Source organism: Paenibacillus sp. N119s (assembly GCF_059447605.1).
This window is the reverse complement of record NZ_JCAJRU010000077.1, coordinates 1-19632: the sequence shown is the minus strand read 5'-3', so window position 1 is coordinate 19632 and position 19632 is coordinate 1. Positions and strand designations below refer to the sequence as shown.

The 19632-nt window shown below is 47.0% G+C and carries 18 protein-coding genes; 6 read left to right on the top strand and 12 right to left on the bottom strand.

The window, feature by feature from the left end:
- Positions 1 to 169: 169 nt before the first annotated feature.
- On the bottom strand, positions 170 to 1102 hold the full coding sequence (locus tag AC5V8P_RS11285) for a helix-turn-helix transcriptional regulator (protein WP_064796682.1): 933 nt from the start codon (positions 1100 to 1102) through the stop codon (positions 170 to 172).
- Between the two features lie 102 nt (positions 1103 to 1204).
- On the opposite strand from AC5V8P_RS11285, the gene AC5V8P_RS11280 reads away from it, so the two are divergent.
- Positions 1205 to 1744 carry a dihydrofolate reductase family protein gene (locus AC5V8P_RS11280; protein ID WP_064796683.1) on the top strand — a complete coding sequence of 180 codons (540 nt, stop codon included), beginning with the start codon at positions 1205 to 1207 and terminating at the stop codon, positions 1742 to 1744.
- A gap of 177 nt (positions 1745 to 1921) precedes the next feature.
- Here the strand turns inward: AC5V8P_RS11280 and AC5V8P_RS11275 are convergent, their stop codons facing one another.
- The 3 genes from AC5V8P_RS11275 to AC5V8P_RS11265 are packed head-to-tail and all read right to left on the bottom strand — an operon-like array spanning position 1922 to position 4983.
- Positions 1922 to 3217 (bottom strand): ABC transporter substrate-binding protein, encoded by a 1296-nt coding sequence (locus tag AC5V8P_RS11275; protein ID WP_064796684.1) that lies wholly within the window; start codon positions 3215 to 3217, stop codon positions 1922 to 1924.
- 47 nt (positions 3218 to 3264) lie between these two features.
- The gene (locus AC5V8P_RS11270; protein ID WP_025676210.1) at positions 3265 to 4101 is read right to left on the bottom strand and encodes a carbohydrate ABC transporter permease; all 837 of its coding nucleotides are present in this window, start codon (positions 4099 to 4101) and stop codon (positions 3265 to 3267) included.
- Complete coding sequence (locus AC5V8P_RS11265) at positions 4102 to 4983, bottom strand: carbohydrate ABC transporter permease (protein ID WP_063211893.1); 882 nt, start codon at positions 4981 to 4983, stop codon at positions 4102 to 4104.
- Between the two features lie 208 nt (positions 4984 to 5191).
- Here AC5V8P_RS11265 and AC5V8P_RS11260 point away from each other — a divergent pair, with 208 nt between their 5' ends.
- Both AC5V8P_RS11260 and AC5V8P_RS11255 read left to right on the top strand, forming a co-directional pair.
- Positions 5192 to 7006 (top strand): sensor histidine kinase, encoded by a 1815-nt coding sequence (locus AC5V8P_RS11260; protein WP_064796685.1) that lies wholly within the window; start codon positions 5192 to 5194, stop codon positions 7004 to 7006.
- Between the two features lie 7 nt (positions 7007 to 7013).
- Complete coding sequence (locus tag AC5V8P_RS11255; RefSeq protein WP_064796686.1) at positions 7014 to 8666, top strand: response regulator; 1653 nt, start codon at positions 7014 to 7016, stop codon at positions 8664 to 8666.
- Here AC5V8P_RS11255 and AC5V8P_RS11250 read toward each other — a convergent pair.
- The 3 genes from AC5V8P_RS11250 to AC5V8P_RS11240 form a co-directional block, all read right to left on the bottom strand.
- Positions 8596 to 9183, bottom strand: coding sequence for a GNAT family N-acetyltransferase (locus tag AC5V8P_RS11250; protein ID WP_064796687.1), 588 nt, complete (start codon positions 9181 to 9183; stop codon positions 8596 to 8598). The genes AC5V8P_RS11255 and AC5V8P_RS11250 overlap by 71 nt on opposite strands.
- A 109-nt stretch (positions 9184 to 9292) precedes the next feature.
- Positions 9293 to 10417 carry an NADH-dependent flavin oxidoreductase gene (locus tag AC5V8P_RS11245; RefSeq protein WP_064796688.1) on the bottom strand — a complete coding sequence of 375 codons (1125 nt, stop codon included), beginning with the start codon at positions 10415 to 10417 and terminating at the stop codon, positions 9293 to 9295.
- A gap of 249 nt (positions 10418 to 10666) precedes the next feature.
- Positions 10667 to 11617, bottom strand: coding sequence for a bile acid:sodium symporter family protein (locus tag AC5V8P_RS11240; RefSeq protein WP_064796689.1), 951 nt, complete (start codon positions 11615 to 11617; stop codon positions 10667 to 10669).
- A 295-nt stretch (positions 11618 to 11912) separates the two neighbouring features.
- Here AC5V8P_RS11240 and AC5V8P_RS11235 point away from each other — a divergent pair, with 295 nt between their 5' ends.
- Positions 11913 to 12668 carry a TspO-related membrane protein gene (locus tag AC5V8P_RS11235; protein WP_063211904.1) on the top strand — a complete coding sequence of 252 codons (756 nt, stop codon included), beginning with the start codon at positions 11913 to 11915 and terminating at the stop codon, positions 12666 to 12668.
- Between the two features lie 94 nt (positions 12669 to 12762).
- Here AC5V8P_RS11235 and murG read toward each other — a convergent pair whose 3' ends face one another.
- Complete coding sequence (gene murG, locus AC5V8P_RS11230) at positions 12763 to 13830, bottom strand: undecaprenyldiphospho-muramoylpentapeptide beta-N-acetylglucosaminyltransferase (protein ID WP_064796690.1); 1068 nt, start codon at positions 13828 to 13830, stop codon at positions 12763 to 12765.
- 123 nt (positions 13831 to 13953) lie between these two features.
- Positions 13954 to 14334: a RidA family protein gene (locus tag AC5V8P_RS11225; protein WP_063211908.1), complete on the bottom strand. Its 381-nt coding sequence runs from the start codon at positions 14332 to 14334 to the stop codon at positions 13954 to 13956.
- A 285-nt stretch (positions 14335 to 14619) separates the two neighbouring features.
- Here AC5V8P_RS11225 and AC5V8P_RS11220 point away from each other — a divergent pair, with 285 nt between their 5' ends.
- Both AC5V8P_RS11220 and AC5V8P_RS11215 read left to right on the top strand, forming a co-directional pair.
- Positions 14620 to 15147, top strand: coding sequence for an RNA polymerase sigma factor (locus AC5V8P_RS11220; protein WP_064796691.1), 528 nt, complete (start codon positions 14620 to 14622; stop codon positions 15145 to 15147).
- Positions 15144 to 16406, top strand: coding sequence for a DUF4179 domain-containing protein (locus AC5V8P_RS11215; RefSeq protein WP_064796692.1), 1263 nt, complete (start codon positions 15144 to 15146; stop codon positions 16404 to 16406). The genes AC5V8P_RS11220 and AC5V8P_RS11215 overlap by 4 nt, the downstream gene beginning before the upstream one ends.
- A gap of 78 nt (positions 16407 to 16484) precedes the next feature.
- On the opposite strand, the gene AC5V8P_RS11210 is transcribed toward AC5V8P_RS11215, so the two are convergent.
- The 3 genes from AC5V8P_RS11210 to AC5V8P_RS11200 form a co-directional block, all read right to left on the bottom strand.
- Positions 16485 to 17204 (bottom strand): NAD(P)H-binding protein, encoded by a 720-nt coding sequence (locus AC5V8P_RS11210; protein WP_064796693.1) that lies wholly within the window; start codon positions 17202 to 17204, stop codon positions 16485 to 16487.
- Positions 17205 to 17242: 38 nt separating this feature from the next.
- Positions 17243 to 18688, bottom strand: coding sequence for an ATP-binding protein (locus AC5V8P_RS11205; protein WP_064796694.1), 1446 nt, complete (start codon positions 18686 to 18688; stop codon positions 17243 to 17245).
- A 174-nt stretch (positions 18689 to 18862) separates the two neighbouring features.
- Positions 18863 to 19632: HD-GYP domain-containing protein (locus tag AC5V8P_RS11200; RefSeq protein ID WP_495473636.1), on the bottom strand; the 770-nt coding region annotated here is incomplete at its 5' end.

Sequence of the window (19632 nt, the reverse complement as noted above, 5' to 3'; positions counted from 1 at the left end):
CCGTCCAGCCTTTTGAATTATTACTCTTCATCATATACGAAAACGGGCTCTTTTCAAAACTTTATCACAAAAATAATTGGAAAGTCATATGTTAATAACCTTAAATATTCATGTGATTAACTATAAATAGAGGAACCGAAATATATGGAAATGCGATGGACACTCCCTCCTATTCTTCGTCATCCTCCAAATAAGGATTCAGACTGTCTTGCAGCAATTTCCTGACCAGTGTACGCAGTTCTTTCGGATATACGACCTCGGCCTCAGGCCCGTATTTTAGCAAAAGTCTGGATACATACCTAAACTCTTCAACAGGGATATGTCCCTGCCATTCTTGACCTAGCTCTTCCTGATGGGAGACATTGTGGAAGAGGGCGTCTGATTCGGCCAGCCTGGCACCCAAGGCGGTAAATCTTATTTTCGACGCGATCCCAACACGGGAATCTTCTGAAGCCAACCACTCTTGAAGGGTAGGAAGGCTATCCAGAGTTTCATCTAGCATGGTTATGTTAATCACCCGATCTGAACGGTACAGAATAATGCGGTCTCTGCTATGCGCTGGCATATACCAATAGCCGTGATCAAAGTAAAGCCCAATCGGATATACCTGGGTCCACTTTGCCCCGGAAGCAGAGCGGTAGTGCATGTTCACCCTGCGCTTATTCAGCGCAGCCTCCAAAATGGGCGAAGTGTGGGGTGCGTCTGCGTGAGTGGGCATCATGCGAAAAGAAATGTAATCCTTTAGCTGGTTAATGTTGCCCTGTACATCCTGAGGAAGCTCGGCATAATAATGTTCGGACAAGTGTCTACGAACCGATCCAAAAGGGATATCCGGGATATTTTCCAGCAGTTGCAGCATGAGAAAAAGACCCAGAGCTTCGTCGCGCGCAAGATGAAGGGGAGGAAGGAGCCGATTGGGAAGTGCCCGGTATCCGCCATGAGGACCCGTCTCGGTGTACAGAGGCAACCCGGTTTGCTGCAGATAATCGAGATCTCTTTGTATCGTTCTGATGGAAACGCCAAAGCGTTCGGCCAACTCACGCGCCGTATATTTTTTTCGGGAATCCAGTATCCTCATAAGAGCAATTCTGCGTTCGTTCATAGGATGCTCCTCTAATAAAAATGAAGTTTAAACAATTATTTAACTACGACAAAGTATGTCATAAATAGATTGTAACATAGAGCTAGAAAGGAGTGATGAACAATGAAGGATATGAAATCAAATGAAGTGGTGCTGTATATCGCCATGAGTCTTGACGGGTATATCGCAATGCCTGACGGGTCGGTGGACTGGCTGTTTGATGTCAAAGGAGATGGAGGAGATAACGGATATGCTGACTTTTACGATACTGTAGGTACGGTGCTGATGGGTAGGCTGACGTTTGAGGAAGTATTAAAGCTTTCGGATGATTTCCTTTATGCCGGAAAGCCGTGTTATGTACTCACCCGGTCATTGATGGAGCAACCAAAGGCACCACATGTCACTTTTACCGACGAGACTCTGACTGAACTGGTTCCACGTCTACAAAAACAATCCGAAGGTTTGGTATGGTTAGTAGGTGGAGGCCAGTTAGTTCAAGCTTTCATGCAGGCTGGACTGCTGGAGAAGGCGATCATTGCGATTATTCCCAAAGTGCTTGGACAAGGAATCCCCTTATTTCCAGAAGGAACGCCGCCTAGCACATTTGAACTTCACGAAATAGAACGCCGCGGGGATATTGTTCTACTTCATTATAATGTATAGGCCACACGAAAAAATGAACATAAAAACAGGTAGGCGGAATGGTGCTGTACAAGCGTAGCGGTGGCGATAGGAAGTACCCTCCGTCTGCGCTGTGGCACGATAGGTAGAAAAGCCTTCGTATGCTCAGGACCATGTATCTCCCTGACATGCGAAGGCTCTTCTGTGTATTTCATTTCATTATTTGGTCTTTAAATTATCCCATGTTCTCTGGAAGTCCTCGAACAGCTTCCCGGCATCCGATTTACCTGCCACATAGGCCTGCATCTCACTTCCGAATTCCTGTTGTGCTCCTTCAGGAAAGCGGTTGAAGAACCAGCCTAGCACTTTATTTTCCTGACTGTATTTCACGACTTCGGCACCCAATTGACCCATATCAGCCTCTTCGCCTTTGATGTTCTTGAACGCTGGAATGAACTTAAATTCTTTGGTGATGTACTTTTTCCCCTGCTCAGAGGTCACCATCCAGTTTAAGAACTCTTTCGCTTCGGCTTTGACAGACGAATTTTTATTAACCACCCAGTTATTAGCGACACCTACAAACAGCTTATCTCCCGCCGCTGGGTCTTCACCAATCGGCATAGGCAGAATACCCAGGTTCAGCTTCGGATTAATTCCGTCAATTTGGACCTGAGTCCAGTTCCCTTGCTGCATCATAGCAGCCTTGCCAGTGGCAAAGTTCGTTACCTGCGTATTGTAATCGGTCGTGAGCGGCTTCGCATTGCCATACTTGAGCGTCAGATCAAACAGCTTAATCCACTCGGCGAATACAGCATTGCCCGGAATTTTGGCTGTTCCATCATTCATTCCCTTGACGAAGCCCGATGGGTCTGGCTGATTAGCAAATGCCACGTTCAGCAAATGAATGCCCAGCACCCAAAACTCCTGGTACCCATTGGAAAAAGGTGTGATGCCTGCGGCTTGCAGCTTTTGCGCAGCAGCCTGTAGCTGGGACAGCGTTTTAGGAGGCTCGGTGATTCCAGCCTTTTTGAACAAGTCCTTGTTATAAATAAAGCCGTAACCCTCCAGGTTCATCGGCTGACCGTACAGCTTGCCATCTTTGGTCATCGGTTCTTTAGCGACATCAACCACATCACCGACCCAAGGCTGATCAGACAGGTCTTCCAAATATTCCAGCCACGTATCCAGCTCACGATAACCGCCGACGTTAAAAATATCCGGCTGTTCGCCAGAGGCAAACTTGGCCTTCAACGCCGCACCATAGTCACTGCCTCCGCCTACAGTCTGAATGTCGAGCTTAATTCCAGGGTGAGTCGCTTCATATTCTCCTTTCATGCGATTTAGCGCTTCTGCAATCTCTACCTTGAACTGAAAAATGTGAATGGTTTTTTCCTTTACTTCCTCATTGCTTGTTTTTTGTCCACCACTGCTGTTACACCCCGCCAAAACCAGAGCAAAGGCTGCAAAAAGCATAATTAGTGCTTGGGCTTTCTTTTTAAAAGTATGCGTTTTCATTTTGATGTTCCTTTCTATTCTAGGTTTCATAGCATCATACTCAACACTCAACCTTTAACCGAACCTGCCATAATCCCTTGTATAATATATTTTTGCATGGCCAGAAAGAATGCGATCACTGGCAGGATGCCGAGTACCAGAGCAGGTAAAGCCAGATCCCACTGCTTCGTATATTGTCCGAAAAAGGCATAGGTTGCAATCGGAATGGTGCGCAATTCAGCCTTTTGCAGTACCAGAGAAGGCAGTAGATAATCATTCCAGATCCAGAGTGTATTCAAAATAATAACCGTTACCATCATAGGCAGCATCAACGGATAGACAATCCGGAAAAACACCCCGTAAGGCGTGCAGCCATCCACTGTAGCTGCTTCTTCCACCTCAACTGGCACACCCTTGACGAATCCGTGAAAGAGAAAGATGGACATAGGAGCCCCGAATCCGAGATAACAGATCACCAGACCACTAATACTGTTCATTAAATCCAGCGTACTTACAACCTTAACCAAAGGAATCATCACCGATTGGAAAGGAATGACCATCGCAGCCACGAACAGGCTGAACAGCACCCGATTGTAGCGTGTTGGACGCCGAACCATTCGGTAGGCAGCCATTGAGCTAATCAGTACCAGCAGCAGATTGCTGACCACCGTAACTACGAGTGAGTTCCACAACGCTTCAGGAAAACGTGTGATGCTCCAGGCTCTAGCATAGTTGCTCCATACAAAAGTTTGTGGCCAGGCTGCAGAATCGGTCAGCAGATCACCAAAGCTTTTGACCGAATTCACGAACAAAAAGTAAAACGGGACGAGGAATAACAATGCTACGAGAATCATCACCAATTCGGTCGCCCAAGTTCCAATACGGTAGCGATTGCTTGTTTCCATTTACGATTCCACCTCCCGGCTTTTCGTTAAGCGTACCTGAAGGCTCGTAACAAGAGCAACAATGATAAAGAAAATAAGTGCTTTAGCCGTCCCCAGCCCATAACGATTATTGATAAACGCTTCATTGTATATATTGAGTGCCACTGACTCTGTAGAACCAAAGGGACCGCCCTTGGTCAATGACAGATTGAGATCGAACATTTTAAACGACCACGATATCGCCAGGAAGAGACACACCGTAATGGCGGGCATGATCAAAGGCAATATAATCGACCGCAAGATTTGCATTCGGCTCGCTCCGTCAATCTCGGCTGCCTCCAGCATATCCCGGGGCACATTGGTTAGGGAAGAGATATAAATCACCATTAAATATCCTGCTGTTTGCCAGATAAACACGATCACAATGCCCCAGAAGGCCGTAATCTCATCTCCCAGCCAGGACAGATTGAAGAAAGACAACCCTGTACTCTCTCCAATCGCAGCAAATCCCTTGACGAAAATAAACTGCCAGATAAACCCGAGCAACAGACCTCCGATCACATTAGGCATGAAAAAAATAGTTCGAAGTACATTTTTTGTTTTTAGCGGCTTGGTTAGAAAATACGCTAGCAGAAAACCAAAAATATTGGCAGCTACCACTCCAATCACCGTAAAACGGACGGTAAACCAGAACGATGTCCCGAATTTGTCGTCGTTAAATAAGATGTGACTGAAATTATCCAGCCCAACCCACTTGGCCTGATTGGCTACCCCGTTCCACTCCGTAAAAGAATAGTACATTCCTAGCATGAAAGGGATTACAATAATGATAACGAAAAATAACGTCGACGGCCCTACAAAAATCCATTGTTGGAGCCATTGCGACGACTTGGCACGATTCAAACCGATCCCCCCCTTTGTAGTCTTTGGTGTCTGGAACGCTCCCCTACGGCATCCTTGCAAGCAGTGTGGACGCTGAACCCGTATGGATATGCAATTCACATGTTCATTATGTCGAATTAGCGCTCTGGAGAACACGCAAGATCGTGAACCATTAAGGGGGAAAATATTGACCTCTGCTTTGCCTTGAATTATGAAAGGAGCTACCTTCATGAAATTTCATAGCATTCGTTCTCGCCTAATCTGGTTTCTACTCATTGCAGTCACCCTTCCACTGCTGCTTTCAATGACCATGACCTTCATTCTCACCAAGCAATCCTTGCGGGAGCAGGCCACCCAGGAAAATGAACGGCTTATTTTTCAGGGAATTACGAATCTGGATAACTATTTACAGGGGTTAAATCGCGCCTCGATCGGAGTCTATAATGACCCGCATTTTCTGCGCAACCTGGCTAAAATTCCGGATGATTACCGGGCCGTCGCCGAGATTTATACCACGCTGCAAACCATGATGAATGCTTCCTCAGGCATTGACCAAGTGTATTTGCATTCGTTCGAGGCCGGGCAATCTACGCTGATTACCAGCACGGTCCCTCTGCGGGAATTCAGGCTGGCTCCCTTCACTGGCTCTATTCATTACGGTCCTTCCGGGCTGTTCATTCAACCCTCGCACATAAAGCATTTGTACGGCTTTTCAGCGGTTTCCTATGCGGAGCACGATACTAAGCGGCGGGTATTTACACTCCACCGGGCGATTCGGAACATTCCTTCTTCAGAGACACTTGGGGTACTGGCTATAGATGTGGATCTGGAGCCGCTGCGCAGTATTTGCCGTCAATTGTATGATGCGGATACAGAGGAGTTATTTTTAATCGATCGGAACGGGACGATCATATATAGCGGAAAAGAATCCACCATCGGAACACACTGGGAGGAATCTGACCTGCTCAATCGAATTTCTAAAGAAGGCGAGCACGGTGTAATTGAGGATGACACAGCCCTGCACGTATATGGCAAACTGGATGCCAACCTGTCAGGCTGGACGCTCGTCAAGAAAATCCCTCATCGGACGCTTTATTTGCGGGCTACCCAACTGACCCAGATCAATGCGGTCATTACGGGCGCAGCGTTGCTGCTCGTTATTGTCGCCACGCTATGGATTTCGATAAAAATTACGGAACCTATTAAGCGGCTGACTCGCTACATTACCCAGATTCAGTCCGGTCAGTTAGATGTAGACATCCGAGCCATGGGCAACGATGAGATTGGAGTGCTGTCGCGTCGCTTCAGACAGATGATGGATACCATCAATAACCTCATTTTGCAGGAATACAAGCTCGAACTGGCTAACAAGACGAACCAGTTGAAAGCGCTTCAGGCACAGATTAATCCTCATTTTTTATATAATACGCTACAGTCTATTGGAACACTGGCTCTACAGCATGAGGTGCCGCGCATTTATTCTCTGCTCTCCTCCCTTGCCAAAATGCTGCGCTATAACATGCGAGACCATACGGTTGTTACACTCAAGGAAGAAGCTGAGCATGTAAAACAGTATCTTGATTTGCAAAAGGAACGCTTCGGTGAGCAATTAGAAGTAACCTATCAGTGGGATGATGAAGTACTGAATGAGCGGGTGCCTAAGATGATCCTCCAGCCGTTGGTGGAAAACTACTTTAAGCACGGTGCCGATCCCCGGCTGGGGCCCGGTCAGATTCGCATTACAGGTAGCCGAATCCGGGAAGGTATTGTAAAAATAGAAGTGGAAAATAACGGCGCATCGATTCCACCAACTGAGTTGGAGCAGCTTCAGCAAATGCTGAAACGTCCGCTGAAAGCCCATGAAGAATCAGACACCAGCGAACAGAACTCCATCGGCCTTCGTAATGTTCTATTACGTATCCAGCTTCACTCGGAAGATGGTTCTAATACCTTGTGTGTAGACAATATTGTACCTCATGGCGTTCGTTTTACACTTGAAATTTGCACCGAACCGCTTACAGAAATTCATATTAAGGGAGAGTGATCTGTCAATGAAAGTCCTGATTGTGGATGATGAAAAGCATGTACGTCACGCCATTCGGATGCTTGTACATTGGGAAGCTTACGGAGTGACCGAGGTGGTTGAGGCTGAATCGGGCGATCAGGCGATTGAGGTCATTACCGCACTTTCCCCACCCGTGGTACTCACTGATATGCGAATGCCCGGGAAGGATGGAGTAGCCTTGATGGAGTGGATTCAAGCGAATTCCCCTTCCACCAGAGTCGTGGTGGTCAGTGGATATGATGATTTTGAGTTGGTTCGACAGGCCATTCGCCGAGGAGGCATGGACTATATTCTTAAGCCCGTAGATCCGGTAGAGATTAATGAGGCAGTTAGTAAAGCTACTCAAGCTTGGAGAACAGCGGAGCAGGACCGGAACAGGCAGGCCATGCAGGCTATAGAGGTCAATCGAATGAGACCGCACTATGCTGATAAACTCCTGACCGAGCTCATTTCCGGTACATCGCTCTCCATCACGCCTTTACGTGAGGAGCTGCGTCTCCCGCCAGCTATCCAAGTCTGCAATGCGGCAGTGATGAGCACCACTCAGCTGGACGCCTATATCCTGGATAAATACAAAACGCGCCGCGCGCTCTTAGGCTTTTCCCTCATTAACATCTGCAACGAATTTCTGGGCACCTCTCAGACCGGAGTTGCATTCCGTCATCTGGAGCGTACGGATGAAATTATCCTGCTGTATTGGGGCGAGCCGGCTCGTTGGCCAGCGCTCTTGCAGGACATTCACGCAGGGATCAGAACGGCGCTACGGTGCTACATGCACATTGGAGTTGGTACTTTCGAAACCTTTCCCGCAGGGGCAGCCACAGCCTACCAAGAAGCACGGCAAGCGCTCTGGAAACGGGATATGTTGCAGAACACTGACTGGATGCACGAAAGTTCTCCGGCCCGGCAGATCGTTCGTCTCCCCCAGTTGTCTGAAATAGAAGAGGAACTCCGGCTTAGCGCACTCAGCTGTAATGCCAGTCGCGTATCTATGGCGGTAGGGAGCTGGATGCAAGCTGTAGCCGTACTGCCTTCGGTTACAGCAGAGCAGCTAGCTGGCTGGAATCAAGAGCTGGATTGGATGCTGGCTCGCTGGCTGAATGACAGACCTGGAGATACCGAAGGCGAGGAACTAACAGATGAGTCGAGCACCATTCCTGCCTTGCCGGTCGATAGCCGCGGTTTGCTTTCCCCACCTTTATGGAAAAAACAGATCGAAAATCGATTGCTGGCAGCCGGTCAGGCACTTACACCAAGCCATAACCCAAACAATCCGACGATCCGTGATATTGCTCGCTATCTGGATGCTCACTATGACGAGGACATTTCTCTACAGGATATAGCAAGCCGCTTTTATCTTAGCCGAGAATATATTTCTCGTAAATTCAAGCAGGAGTACGGGGTTAATCTATCCGATTATTTGTGTCAGATCCGGATGGGCAAAGCAAAGCTGTTACTGCTGAATGATAAGCTGCGGCTTCATCATATTGCTGGTATGGTAGGTTATCAGGACGAGAAATACTTTGGCAAGGTGTTCAAAAAGCTTGAGGGAGTCACGCCTGGCGAATTCAGAAGGCGCCATTCTGCAAATCCTCAGCCGTCATCGCATATAACACATGATCTTCCCACACACCATTAATCTTTAAATAGTTGAGAGCCAGCCCTTCGCGGCGAAATCCCGCCTTGTCCATCACGCGATGGGAGGGCTTATTTCTTGGCATGACTCCAGCTTGAATACGGTGTAATTCCAACTCATTCAAGGCATAGTGTACAATATCCTTCACTGCGGAGGTAGCATAGCCTTGTCCATGATATGCAGGATCTACGAGGTAGCCCAGATTGGCATTTTGGAAAGGACCTCTGGCAACACCTGACAGCTCCATTCTGCCAATCAGTTTATTATTTTCCGTTAAAAAGAGTCCAAACATATATCCCTGTCCGGCTTGTGCCGCTTCTAAGCCGTTGGAAATCAGGCGCGCCTGTTCTTCCAGCGTAAAGTAAATTTCAGGTCGTTCTGGCTCGTACGGCTTGAAGAAATCAAAATTTTCACGTCTGATCTCCAATAAACGTTCAGCATCACTTACTTGTAACAATCGAATCTGTAACTCCGGATGGGTGGACCTCATCGAAATCACACCATTCGTCTCATGGAACATTATTATTACCTTCTTTCTATGTTATTCCTATATAATTGTAAATCACGGTCATGAGACAAGAAAATACCCTAGGCGCATGAACGCAGCCTAGGGTATTATTATTCAAAATTTAGTCCGTAACCGGCATCCAGCCAGGGATGGTCGTCAGTGCACCCCACAAATAGTCAGGAATGACCAGCTCCTGTTGAGCTTGCTTGGACAATGTCGTGCGAATAGTATCTTCAGTGCCGTTTTGCACCTTCTGAACCCATTGCGGCTCCATCAACAGCGGACGTCCCAGTGAAACAAGCGGTACACCTGTCTCCAATGCTGCGAGCGCCTCATCCGGAGTATTCAGCGAACCAACCCCCATGACTGGCACACGGTTCCCTACCTTCTCATGGATGAGAACCGTACGTGACCGTTCGTCACTGCGGTCACGGAACGAACCGCCAAAGAAATGATTTACGGAAATGTGCAGGTAATCCAGCCCTTCATCGGCCAGACGGTCAACAAGCACCATCGTATCATCCAGCGTGATGCCTGGCGTGTGTCCTTCCTCAGGGGACAAACGGTAACCGAAAATGAATGGACGCTTCGCATGCTCCGCGATCACTTTCTTCACTTCGTGAACAATCGCCAGCGGAAAGGTCAAGCGTTTCTCAAGGCTTCCTCCCCATTCATCAGTACGAATGTTGGAGTGCGGGGAGAAGAACTGCTGCACCAGGTAGCCGTTCGCTCCGTGAAGTTCCACACCATCATAGCCTGCTTCAATCGCGCGGCGAGTTGCTTCGCCATAGGCGCGGATGACGCGGTGGATATCGTCAGATGTCATTTCACGCGGCACAGGTGCGCCTTCTTTTTCCTCAGCCACTGAGCTTGCACTAATCGGTTGTCCGTCTGGAATCTGATCCGGTGGACACAGACGTCCACCATGATATATTTGCAGGATCGCTTTCGCGCCCTCCTGATGAATCGTATCGGCCAGACGACGCAGGCTAGGAATCATTTCATCCTTGTCCGCACCAAACTCGTTAACAAATCCTTTGCCATCTGGAGTTACATACACACAAGCGGTAATAACCGCGCCTACACCCCCAGAGCGTTCACGGTAGTATGCCAGTTCCTCGTCACTGACTTCGCCATTTTCGTGGGAGGCAAAGTTAGTCATAGGGGCCATCGTAATACGGTTCTTCAATGTAACACCGGATGGCAGAGTAAATGCTTCAAATAAAGGATTATATTTCGGGTTCATTCGGTCTCTCTCCTTCAGTTTAAGTCAGATCAGTTTATAAAAGGCTATTGAGCATGAAGCAAATACGAATTTGACGTCATTTTCCTTCCATGACAAAGCCTATCTACCGTTGCTTACTTAAATACAGTGGTTGTAATAACCACAGTATAAAGATCCGCCCCTATAAAGTCAAATCTATCCTTTCTGATCTCCCTTAAACTTTCCGAAAAGCCTGAACTTTAACCCTTTTCACAAGTCATTGACCCTCGTTTATTTGCTTCCGGCCATGCTATCTTTCTCCTCCCGGCGGGAAAACCAGGTCGCCAGCAACGAGCCGGAAATATTATGCCACACGCTAAAAATCGCACTTGGTACAGCAGCAATCGGATTAAAATGAGCGGCTGCCAACGCAGCGCCCAGCCCGGAATTCTGCATTCCTGTTTCTAGCGTAACGGCTTTACGTTTGGAAAGATTCATGCCAAACAGCTTGGCAAACCAATATCCGAGCAGAAAGCCGATACCGTTATGCAAAATAACGACAGCAAAAATAATCGGACCTGTCTCCAAAATCTTGCCTCTGCTGCCTGCAACCACGATAGCCACGATGAGTACAATCGCCATGGTCGAAATGAGCGGCAGCGCCTTGACACTCGCTTCTGCCTGTTTGCGAAATAGCGATTTGGCGATTACACCCAGCACAATAGGGACTATAACCACGATGAGAATATCCATGATCAGCGACTTTGCGTCAATATTCATCCAGCGCCCAGCAAGCAGACTAATCATCGCCGGGGTCGCCAGTGGAGCAATCAGCGTCGACACGGAGGCAATCGATACCCCAAGCGCCACATCGCCTTTGGATAAGAGCGTCATTACGTTGGATGCAGTTCCACTTGGGCAGCAGCCAACCAAAATGACACCCACTGCAATATCCGGCGGAAGCTGCAATACTAATGCCAATACAAAAGCGAGAAACGGCATGATCAGATAATGCCCGACCACACCTATAGCCACATCCACTGGACGCCGGAATACTTCACGAAAATCATCCGCAGATAAAGTTAGTCCCATTCCGAACATGACAATGCCCAGGAATAGCTGTATGTATCCTTTCAACCCTGTAAACGCCGTAGGAAAGAAAAATCCCAAACATGCAAACAAAAGTACCCAGATGGAAAAGGTACCACCTACAAATTTCCCTACTCTCTCCAAACCATTCATTTATCTATCTCCTTACTTCTATATAAGCCAAATTCGAGAAAATTCATATGAGTAGCATCTTTCGTCTGCCAATTGACACCTTATGTGAATTTTTCATCAGCTTATATAGTACTTAAAATTTTTATCATTGTACTACATATGAATGCATATACATACAACTTTTTATGATTATATGGGGTTCAAGAAACTTTTTCCGGTGCCGACATATTTGAAAACAAAGTGGGTATATTCATAGTAGAAGATAGTGACCAGTCGGTCATTTTTGGACATCATTCGTTGAGGAGGAGTTATTCCTATGCCACGAAGCCATCCGTATAAATGGTGGAATATTATTGCATTTATCGCTGTTGTTCTCGTTAATATTTTGGCTTCTACACTTCCTATCGGCGGAAGAAGCACTGCTGCTATATCCAACATGTACCCTACCTTAATTACACCAGCAGGTTACGCTTTTTCCATCTGGTCGGTGATCTACGTACTGCTCGCCTGTTTTGCCGTGTACCAAGCGACATCTACAGGGCAAGCCAAGGCAAGCGTTCAGTCTATTGGTATTTTCTTTATTTTGAGCTGCCTCTTCAATATCATCTGGATTTTCCTATGGCAGTATGTATACGTAGAGCTGTGTGTGATCGTCATCATTCTATATTTGCTCTCGCTGATCATCGTATATATGCGTACCCGTACGCCGCAGCCAACTCGCGGAGAAATGTGGTTCGTCAAGCTGCCGTTCAGCCTGAACCTCGGCTGGGTATCCGTTGCTACTCTCATCAACATCGCAGTAGCACTGAAAAAGAATGAATGGAGTGGCTGGGGTCTCAGCGAGACGGTATGGGCGATCATCATCCTGCTCATTGGTACCGCTTTGGCCATCTTGGTCAGCTTTCCTTACCGTGACAGCATCTATCCTCTTGTATTTGTATGGGCCTATGTCGCCATCGCCATCGAGCATCCAAACCATGAAAAGGTACGACTGGCTGCTTGGATCTTGTCGGCAATCATCCTGGTATACGCGCTATGGCTATTTTTCGCCCGTAATCGAGACCGGGATTAAAGCAAACGAATACTAAACTCCTAGCAAGAACAAGCGAGCTTAGGTCTAAAACCTATACCCCAAGCTCGCTTGCTTCGCTTTTTATCATATATATTCAGGTATAAACTTTAATCAAATCTAAAAGCTTGCTGGTCGATTGGTCCGTATTTATTTTTTCCATATTGCGAATGTAATCCGACCTTTTTTCATACAAACGCAGAATCATATCGACAAATCGTTCAGACTCCAGCTCTTCTTCTTCTAAAAACTCACAAAAACCTTGTGCTTTAAACGATTTTGCATTTAGAATTTGATCTCCTCTGCTGACTGCCTTAGAAAGAGGAATCAACAGCATTGGCTTGCGCAGCGTCAAGAATTCAAAAATGGAGTTTGAGCCTGCCCTGGAAACAACCATATCTGCCATCGCCATTACATCCGCCAATTCATCGTTTATGTATTCAAATTGCTTATAACCATAGATACGAATAGAATCATTCACTTGGTTCTTACCACAAATATGCATGATTTGAAAATGAGCGAGCAGAGCCTCTAAATTCAGCCAAACCAGTTCATTGATCTTCTTGGAACCTAAACTCCCACCCATGATTAGCAGGATGGGCTTATTTCGAGTAAAACCACAGTAGGCTAAACCTTTGGCTGCCTCCCCCTCTTTTAGCTCATCTCTCACAACGGCACCAATATACCGGGTATTCTTTGAGCGAAAATATTCAGTTGTTTCAGGAAAAGTAGTACAAATTTCTGTAGCAAATGTGCTGGAAATCTTATTCGCCAATCCAGGGGTAAGATCAGATTCATGAATGATGACAGGGACTTTACTCAACCACCCAGCCAATACCACAGGAACGGAAACAAACCCACCTTTTGAGAAAATAATATTCGGTTTTTCTTTTTTTATAATTCGGTATGCTTGAGAAATCCCCTTTAGTACTTTAAAAGGGTCCTTAACATTATTCCAGTCAAAATACCTGCGTAATTTCCCGGTTGCGATACTAAAATAACACACGTCTTCTAGTTCAGATATTAGTTTTCTTTCAATCCCTTGTTCAGAGCCTATGTATTGGATACTCCAATGCTGTTCCAGTAAGTGAGGAATCAAAGCTAGGTTTACTGCTACATGTCCTGATGAGCCTCCACCCGTAAACATTATTTTTTTATTAATCATCTCCACCTCCGCTTTGTATTCAGTAGAATAACACACGCTAAAACTTGGAGCAACCGGATGCCTCTCTTGCAGTGACATCCGGTTGTCATGCAAACTTATTATTTTATGAACATACCCTGCAGACTATTCGCCCTTCAATGCAATGACTTCAATCTCTACCAGTGCATCCTTAGGCAATCGAGCTACTTCCACCGCACTGCGCGCTGGATACGGCTGCTCAAAGAAAGAACTGTACACCTCATTGACGCTGACAAAGTCGTTCATGTCCTTCAGGAATACAGTCGCTTTTACAACCTGGTTCATGCTGCTGCCTGCCGCTTCCAGAATGGCTTGTACATTACTCAAGGATAGGCGAGCCTGCTCCTGTACATCCTTGCCGAACTCACCTGTTGCCGGATTCAGCCCTAGCTGTCCTGAGGTGTAAATAAACCCGCCTGCCTCTACCGCTTGGCTATAGGGTCCGATCGCACCGGGTGCTTTTTCAGTAGCAATTGTTTTTTTCATAGGGGTTAGATTCTCCTTCCTGATACTGGTTTACCGTATTATAGCATGTGAAATCCAAAGCCACTATTCCATGCGACAGTTTGACATCTCGGGTTTCTTTGAAGACAACCTGTTGCGATGGTGCTACATTTTTTTATTTCCGCTGTAACCTTTAGTGCCTATATATCATCTAATTCCTGTAACCTTCTAATTCCTGTAGTCTACCACACCATAGATTCTACAATTCACATACAGGTACAAGTACAATAATCATAGCTAGTATGGACGGGAAAGGAGCACCATCCTTTGAATCTCGAAACAATTTTACACCAAGCCAGGAACGGGGACCGCAAAGCGTTCGTCGCCTTGATGAAACATATGGAATCCGATATGTATGGCATGGCGCGTTCGATTCTTCGCAGCAATGAGGATTGCGCGGACGCAATGCAAGAAGCGATGCTCAAAGCATACAAGTCTCTTAGTGAACTGCGTGAACCTCGCTATTTTAAAACATGGCTTCTTCGTATCCTCATTAATGAATGCCATCTCATGATCCGCAAGCAAAAACGGGTTGTACCCGTCGCGGAATTTATAAAGGAACCCTCTACCTCGGGCGGATATGAAAAAATCGAACTGCGCGAAGCCATTGACCACCTGGAGGAATCCATGCGAACCGTAATTTCCCTGTACTATTTACGCGATATGCCGATTAGAGAAATATCAGAGGTACTGGAGCTATCAGAGGGTGCCGTCAAAACACGATTGCACCGTGCTCGCAGAACATTAATGGACCTGCTACAAAATCGTGGAGAAAGGAAGGTGACCTTTCAATGAACCCCTCAGAGTTTGAAAAACAGGCACAAGAGTTGGATGAAAAATTACAATCGGAAAAGGAACACTTGGAAGCAGAAATGGTAGTCATCCCTGATTTGGTGAGACAACGCCTAGACGCCTTTTATGCACAAGTAGAATCGGAAGCGGGCCTGCCCAACCATCCATCCTCCCCTCGATCTGTTAAAAGGTTTCTACGAGGAACTGCAATTACCGCTGCTTCTGCAGCTGTCATTGGCTTTGTAATCATCGGCAGCGCCTTTGTTTCGCCTACAATGGCGAAGTCATTGAAACAGGTCCCCCTTGTCGACAGCGTATTCAAGCTCGCTGGAGATTTCGGCCTGCAAACCGCTGATCGGAAAGGGCTGGCAACCTCCACGAATCTCAGCGTTACCCATGACGGCATTACGTTGAAAGTATCCCAAATTATTTTTGACGGAACCCGGCTGGTCGTAGCACTTGAAAAACAGGATGGTGAACAAAAAGTGCTGCCCTTGTTTACGAGAATAACTCCCGACGGAAATATACCCGAAGACAGTATCGAAAAATTTGACTTATTTATTAACGGAAAATCCGCGCTTAATCAAAATGGTGCATTTAGCTTATTGGATGGCGGTCCGGGCAAAGACAGCAACTCTATGATTATTTCCTATATGCGCGACCCTGCCAGCGGGCTGCCTGACTTACCAGAGCAATTTGATCTGAAAGTGTACGCCAAGCTAAAAGGAGTAGCGGAGCCATTTGCATTGCAAACGACTGTCTATAAAACGAAGCTGGGGCGCAAGGTGCTCCAGCCACAGATCAGCAAGGCGAATCAATATCTTAAATTTACTGTTGATCGGGTGGAAATGACGCCGGTTACGACCAGAATCCTCACCGCCTTCACCATGCTTGTGGGCCTTAAGGATATGCCCGACGACTATGCAATAGAACGCAAGTATATTTCCACAGAGGGACCGCACAAAAACTACACCAAAAAAGAAGTCAAACATCTTGATTATGCGGTAATTGACGAGCAGGGACGTGAACTTGAAATACTTGGAGGATCAGGCCGGTCTATTTCCAAAAATCAACCAGCGCAAATGGTCATGTTGTTTACTCCTTTTGCTGACCCGCCAAAAAAAATCACCTTCAAGCCATATACTCTTCTTTTGACTCCGGATGGAAGAGCTATTCTAGACGCTAAAGGCGAATGGGTCCGACAATACCTTCCTGAGTTTGAGATTACAATCGATGTACCACAAAATACAAACCAGCCATAAAACACGAATAACGCCGCTGCTGCCCAAATCATTGGGCAACAGCGGCGTTATTGTCATTTTCTAAGCCTAACCGTGGTTCTATACATTCTCATCAGGGGGCGTTCCTGTACCAGGTTCCTCATCATCGGAGGTTAGTTCCGCGCCAATGACTCGAATGATGTCATTCGGATAAATATGTACGCCGCTCGCCTGCGCGAGAGCAATTCGTACCATAGCTCGTGCGATGAACGAAGCAGGAATAGCACGGTAGGAAGCGAGCCTGCCCGTCATCAGGCCGTCTAGCGCTTTCATGACAACTGTGGCTGCAGCTTCGCCAAAACGTCGTTCAGGCCTCGCACCCAAAATGAGCGATGGACGGAACAAGTGCAGTGCAGGCAATTCAATCGCAGCAAGCGCCTCTTCAGCCTCACCCTTGGTACGGTTATAAAACACGCGTGAATCCGGATCAGCGCCCATTGCGGAGATTGCAAGCATTTGTACTGCTCCCGCCTCTTTGGCCAGCCGGGCTGTCAGAACCGGGTAGCCCAAATCCACCTGTCGAAACTGCTCCTTGGAGCCGGCCTTTTTCATCGTTGTCCCAAGGCAGCAAAACACATCATCCACCCCTTCGAAGGCGAAGGTCGAATTCTGTGGTTGTTCCCAGTCGATTAGCGCCTGTTCCAGCTTGGGATGCTTGATGTCCAGTGGACGCCTGCCCACAACCATAACGCGGGTGTATTCTTTTTGCACCAGCAGCTCCCGTACCACGTACCCTCCGACAAGCCCTGTGCCACCCACAACGACCGCTTTACGTTCCATGATATACCTCCTAATGCTCCTTGTTCCCATGATTGCGATCAGGTTAATTTAAACGGCTGTTCGTCCACCTTCTTGCTTTTGGACGGACACATAGGCAGATACAGGGAAAAAGTACTCCCCTTGCCCTCCTCACTCTCCAAACGGATAAACCCGCCCAACAAGCGGGAAAAATCACGGCTGATGGACAACCCCAGCCCAGTCCCACCATATTTACGATTAATCGAACCGTTCGCCTGCTGGAATGCCTCAAAAATAACATGCTGTTGAAGCTTGGATATGCCGATGCCTGTATCTTTTACAGCAAAAACAACCCAATCTCCCTCCTGACCCTTTTGATCCAGATGCTGTGTGCTGATTTCCAGCAGTACACGTCCTTCATGAGTAAACTTAAAGGCATTGGACAACAGATTGCGCAAAATTTGCTGTACTCGTTTGGAATCGGATCGGATTTCATCCGGAATATGTTCAGGCACATTCAAGCTGAATTCCAGGTTTTTATCCTTCGCTGTGACTTCAAAATGCATCATCATCACCTGTGCAATCTCACGCACACTGACTGGCTCACTTACGATTTCCATATGTCCAGCCTCGACCTTGGATAAATCCAGAATATCATTGATCAACTGGAGCAAATCATGCCCCGAGGCATAGATTAGATCACTGTACTGTTCTAGCTCGTCCTCATCCAGCTCTTTTCCCTGCTCGTTGATAATCTGGGCCAGGTTAATAATGCTGTTAAGAGGTGTACGCAATTCATGCGACATCGTTGCCATAAAATCGGATTTATACTGGGAGGCCATCATGAGCTGCTTGGCACGTTCCTCTAAAATAACTTTTGCTTTCTGCAGCTGATCACGCTGCTCTGACAATAACTCATTCGCCTGCTGGATCTGAAAGTTTCGCTGCTGTTCTAACTGAAAATCACGTAATATCAGGGCAAATAAAAAGCTGAGGATAACACCGATAGGCAGTGTAAGAGGAACGACTTCCGCTACATAATAGCGCAAGGGTATGACGCCCAGGAAGGCAATATTTAACGTATTTACAATATTAACTACTAAAATGGTTACGGATGCCTTAATAATCAGGCGCCAGGTAGAGCGACGCATCCAGTAGTTCAATCCGGCGCATAATACGCCCAAAATGCTCATATTGAGAAAGCCGACCCACGCCGCCATATTCAGTCCGAAGGTAAATCTCGTAAGACCGATCGCAACCCCAATAATAATAAGCGTATACGAACGGGGGTATACCAGCGCTGCGATAATTAGCGGTACGAAACGCAGATCAAAAATAACCGTTTCATTAAAATTAAAACCAAAGCAAGAGCTAACCCATCCGCCAAATACCACCAGCAGCACCGAGCTAACATATTTGAACCGCGAAGAGGTACGACTCAAGCCATATTTATAAATCACGTTCGCCACATAGGCAACAGCAATCAGCATCCCCAAATTCATTATAAACATCATTGAAAATTGCATGGATTCACACTCCCATTGCGCGAGAAATTGGATGCCAGGCCTATGCTAGCCGATTTTGCCTTTCTCGTACATCATAACATGAAGCTCCATCTTTCGACATCTCCAAAGAGGCTTGGGTGTGTATATAAAAAAAGCGAGCCGCAACGGCTCGCCCTAGTGGGAGAATCTATAGAGTCAGCTTAAAATGCCTTTGTTTCGGCGCCACTCCTTGACAAATAATTCGGCAAAGTAAGGATCCCACTGGGTTCCTTTACCCTCTTCCAATATCATAACCGCCTTCTCTTCCTTCATCCCTTTCCGATAGGGACGATCCGACGTCATCGCATCATAGGCATCTGCTACGGCTATGATGCGCCCAAATAGCGGAATATCTTCCCCGGAGAGCTGGTCAGGGTATCCCTTGCCATCGTAACGCTCATGGTGCGAGCGCACACCCGGCAGATAAGGGGCCATAGCATAAGCTGGCTCCACTTGCCGAAGAATACTCTCCCCCATAACTGGGTGCATTTTAATCTGGTCAAACTCCTCGTCCGTCAGCTTGCCATCCTTAAACAGCACAGCGTCAGCCACACCGATTTTACCGATATCATGCAGCAAGGCTGTTTTACGCAACAAGTCGAGCTCCGTCTCGCTCAAACCGCCCTTTCGTCCAATGAGTACAGAATATTCAGCCACGCGCAACGAATGTCCTGCGGTATAGGCATCCCGTGCATCCAGCGCTGCAGCCAAAGTGGCAAAGTAACTGTCCAATAGCTGACCGTTCTTTTCCTCTCGTTCCTTCAGGCCCTCGATCATCATGTTAAACCCTTCGACCAGCTCCGCAAACTCGTCCGAATACAAGTCACTGGCGTTACTGTTCAAACGGCCTTCTTTCACTTCATTCATTTTTTCCAACAAGTGATGGATGGGCTGTTCGATCTCACGGGTCAGCAACCTGCCGCCCA